The organism is Phenylobacterium sp., from assembly GCF_036402295.1.
Classification (GTDB): domain Bacteria; phylum Pseudomonadota; class Alphaproteobacteria; order Caulobacterales; family Caulobacteraceae; genus Phenylobacterium.
Window position 1 is genome coordinate 1 of sequence record NZ_DASWTE010000175.1, and the last position, 3,364, is coordinate 3,364.

The 3,364-nt window shown below is 71.0% G+C and carries 6 protein-coding genes; 4 read left to right on the top strand and 2 right to left on the bottom strand.

The window, feature by feature from the left end; translation table 11 throughout:
- The 4 genes from VGD44_RS11095 to VGD44_RS11110 form a co-directional block, all read left to right on the top strand.
- Positions 1 to 500, top strand: a 500-nt coding sequence (locus VGD44_RS11095) for an N-formylglutamate amidohydrolase (RefSeq protein WP_331086886.1), incomplete at its 5' end; no start/stop codon positions are given.
- The gene (gene hutU, locus VGD44_RS11100) at positions 497 to 2,164 is read left to right on the top strand and encodes a urocanate hydratase (protein ID WP_331086888.1); all 1,668 of its coding nucleotides are present in this window, start codon (positions 497 to 499) and stop codon (positions 2,162 to 2,164) included. The genes VGD44_RS11095 and hutU, both read left to right, overlap by 4 nt.
- Positions 2,164 to 2,736, top strand: a complete 573-nt coding sequence (locus tag VGD44_RS11105; protein ID WP_331086890.1) for a HutD family protein — start codon at positions 2,164 to 2,166, stop codon at positions 2,734 to 2,736. The genes hutU and VGD44_RS11105 overlap by 1 nt, the downstream gene beginning before the upstream one ends.
- A gap of 65 nt (positions 2,737 to 2,801) precedes the next feature.
- Positions 2,802 to 3,020 (top strand): hypothetical protein, encoded by a 219-nt coding sequence (locus VGD44_RS11110; protein ID WP_331086892.1) that lies wholly within the window; start codon positions 2,802 to 2,804, stop codon positions 3,018 to 3,020.
- An 11-nt stretch (positions 3,021 to 3,031) separates the two neighbouring features.
- On the opposite strand, the gene VGD44_RS11115 is transcribed toward VGD44_RS11110, so the two are convergent.
- Both VGD44_RS11115 and VGD44_RS11120 read right to left on the bottom strand, forming a co-directional pair.
- Positions 3,032 to 3,208: a hypothetical protein gene (locus VGD44_RS11115; protein WP_331086894.1), complete on the bottom strand. Its 177-nt coding sequence runs from the start codon at positions 3,206 to 3,208 to the stop codon at positions 3,032 to 3,034.
- 13 nt (positions 3,209 to 3,221) lie between these two features.
- Positions 3,222 to 3,364 (bottom strand): hypothetical protein (locus tag VGD44_RS11120; RefSeq protein WP_331085251.1); only part of this gene is annotated, 143 nt, incomplete at its 5' end.

A 3,364-nucleotide genomic window follows, 5' to 3' on the forward strand; every position in this document is an offset into this window, starting at 1 on the left:
CCGGCGAGCCGGACGAGGCCGAGATCGAGCGGCGGCGGGCTGCCTACTTCGAGCCCTACCACGCCGCGGTCCGGGCCGAGCTGGACCGGCTGCGCGCCATCCACGGCAAGGTCGTGCTCTACGAGGCCCACTCGATCCGCTCGGCGGTCCCGCGGCTGTTCGACGGCCTGCTGCCCAACTTCAACATCGGCACCAATTCGGGCGCGAGCTGCGACCCGGCGCTGACCGCGGCCGTCGAAACGGCCTGCGACGCCAGCGAGTTCAGCCGAGTCACCAACGGCCGCTTCAAGGGCGGCTGGACAACGCGCCACTACGGTCAGCCCGAGCAGGGCGTCCACGCCATCCAGATGGAGCTCGCTTGCCGCGGCTACATGGACGAGCCGCCCGGCCTGCTCACCTCGAAAACCTGGCCCACCCCCTACGACGACGCCCGCGCCGCCCCCATGCGCGCCGCCCTTAGCAACGTTCTCACCGCCTGCCTGGACTTCGCCAAACCATGACCCGCAAGGACCCCACCCGCGTGATCCGCCCGGCCACCGGGCCTGAGCGCACGGCCAAGAGCTGGCTCACCGAGGCGCCGCTGCGGATGCTGATGAACAACCTGCACCCCGACGTGGCCGAGCGCCCCGATGAGCTGGTGGTCTATGGCGGCATCGGCCGCGCCGCTCGGGACTGGGAGAGCTTCGACAAGATCGTCGAGACCTTGCGCCGGCTCGAGGACGACGAGACCCTGCTGGTGCAGTCGGGCAAGCCGGTGGGCGTCTTCCGCACCCACGCCGATGCCCCGCGGGTGCTGATCGCCAACTCCAACCTCGTGCCGCGCTGGGCCACCTGGGATCACTTCAACGAGCTCGATCGGGCGGGGTTGGCCATGTACGGCCAGATGACCGCCGGCTCGTGGATCTACATCGGCGCCCAGGGGATCGTGCAGGGCACCTACGAGACCTTCGTGGAAATGGGTCGGCAGCACTACGCCGGCGACCTCTCGGGCCGCTGGCTCCTGACCGCGGGCCTGGGCGGCATGGGCGGGGCGCAGCCCCTGGCGGCGGTGATGGCGGGGGCCTCGTGCCTGGCGATCGAGTGCCAGCAGTCCAGCATCGATATGCGCCTGCGCACCGGCTACCTCGACCGCCAGACGTCCAGCATCGACGAGGCGCTGGCCTGGATCGAGCAGTCGTGCCGCGACAAGACCCCGATCTCGGTGGGCCTGCTCGGCAACGCCGCCGAGATTCTGCCCGAGCTGTTCGCCCGAGGCGTGCGTCCCGACCTGCTCACCGACCAGACCAGCGCCCACGACCCGGTCAACGGCTACCTGCCCAAGGGCTGGAGCCTGGAGCGCTGGGCCGCCATGCGCGACCAGGACCCGAAGCAGGTGGAAGAAGCCGCCAAGGCCTCGATGGCCGAGCACGTGCAGGCGATGCTCGACTTCCAGGCCGCCGGCGTGCCGACCGTCGACTACGGCAACAACATCCGCCAGATGGCCAAGGAGGCGGGCGTCGCCAACGCCTTCGACTTCCCGGGCTTCGTGCCGGCCTACATCCGACCGCTGTTCTGCCGCGGGATCGGCCCGTTCCGGTGGGCCGCGCTGTCGGGCGATCCGTCCGACATCGCCAAGACCGACGCCAAGGTGAAGGAGCTGATCCCCGACAATCCGCACCTCCACAATTGGCTCGACATGGCGGCCAGGAAGATCAAGTTCCAGGGGCTGCCGGCGCGCATCTGCTGGGTGGGCCTGGGCGACCGCCACCGGCTGGGGCTGGCGTTCAACGAGATGGTGGCGAAGGGCGAGCTGAAGGCGCCCGTCGTAATCGGCCGCGACCACCTGGACTCGGGCTCGGTCGCCTCACCCAACCGCGAGACCGAGGCCATGCGCGACGGCTCGGACGCCGTCTCGGACTGGCCGCTGCTGAACGCGCTCCTCAACACGGCCTCGGGCGCCACCTGGGTGTCGCTGCACCACGGCGGCGGCGTCGGCATGGGCTTCTCGCAGCACGCCGGCATGGTCATCGTCTGCGACGGCACAGATGCGGCGGCCAAGCGGATCGCCCGCGTCCTGTGGAACGACCCGGCCAGCGGCGTCATGCGCCACGCCGACGCCGGCTACGACATCGCCCTGCAGGTCGCCCGCGAGAAGAAGCTCGACCTGCCCGGCATCCTGCCCTGATGCAGGTCCTCCGCGCCGCCGACCGGAAGGGCACGCCGTGGAAGAACCGCGGCGGCGTCACCCGCGAGGTCTGCGCCTGGCCGCCGGGCGCGGGGTTCGACGACTTCCAGTGGCGGGTCAGCATGGCCGAGGTCCGCGCCGACGGGCCGTTCTCGGCGTTCCCGGGCGTCGACCGCATCCTGGCGGTGCTGGAGGGGCGTCTCGCCCTGGACATCGAAGGGCATGCGACCATCGAACTCTCCGCGGCCTCGCCGCCCGCCGCCTTCCCGGGCGACGCCCCCACCGTCGGTCGCGTACTGGCCGGCCCCGTCACGGACCTCAACGTGATGAGCCGCCGGGGCGCCGTGCGGGCCGACCTGACAAGCCTCGAGATTCGCCCGCGCCTGACGCTCGCGCCCACCACCGGCACGCGCCTCGTGGTCGCCCGCGGCCGGCTGCGGGTCACCGCCCCGCAAGCTGTGGACCTGCTCCCCGACGACGCCCTGCTCCTCACTGACGCCGACCCGCCGGTCACGCTCGAAGCCCCAGAAGGCGCCCCGGCATGGCTCGCGGCCTTCACCGGCCTCCGCTGACGCCTGTCGCAAACCCGTCACGCGCGCCGCCTATGCTGGACGCTCGCGATAGCGGGACGGAAACGATGCGGTTTGTCATGCGCGGCTACGGGCGTGGGCCGGGCGTTTCGACGCCGCGGAACGTGATCCAGATCGCCCTGCGCGCCACGACCCCGGAGGACGCGGTCGCCGAAGCCGATCGTCACTGGCGTCGCAATGCCTCAATGCGCGCCTGCCGCGGCTACTCCGTCTTCGACGCTCAGGGCAGACCCCTCACCTACGTGAGGGCCTGCGAGCCGGCCTAGCGTTCAATCCCTCAGCGGACGCGGGTGACGACCCAACCGCCCTCGCGGGACTCTGCCGCCCACTCACGCTCGGGCGCATGCTTGCGCGCCGCGGAATAGTCGATCCGCTTCTGGGTCGTCACGACACAGGAGCGGCCGGGCGCGAGGCTCAGGAGGCGCTCGGTTATGGGTCCGTAGGTCTTGGGCATCGGGGGTTGCTCGTCACTTCATCGTCGGGATGACGAAGGCGGAGTCCTCGACGGAGCCTTCGGGCCAGCGGGCGGTGATGGTCTTGACCTTGGTGTAGAAGCGGACGCCCTCCATGCCGTGCTGGTTGGCGTCGCCGAAGGCCGAGCGCTTCCAGC

Bases quoted from the DNA above. Each gene is read 5' to 3' on its own strand.
- VGD44_RS11105 (WP_331086890.1), top strand. From the start codon at position 2,164: ATGCAGGTCCTCCGCGCCGCCGACCGGAAGGGCACGCCGTGGAAGAAC.
- hutU (WP_331086888.1), top strand. From the start codon at position 497: ATGACCCGCAAGGACCCCACCCGCGTGATCCGCCCGGCCACCGGGCCT.
- VGD44_RS11110 (WP_331086892.1), top strand. From the start codon at position 2,802: ATGCGGTTTGTCATGCGCGGCTACGGGCGTGGGCCGGGCGTTTCGACG.
- VGD44_RS11115 (WP_331086894.1), bottom strand. From the start codon at position 3,208: ATGCCCAAGACCTACGGACCCATAACCGAGCGCCTCCTGAGCCTCGCG.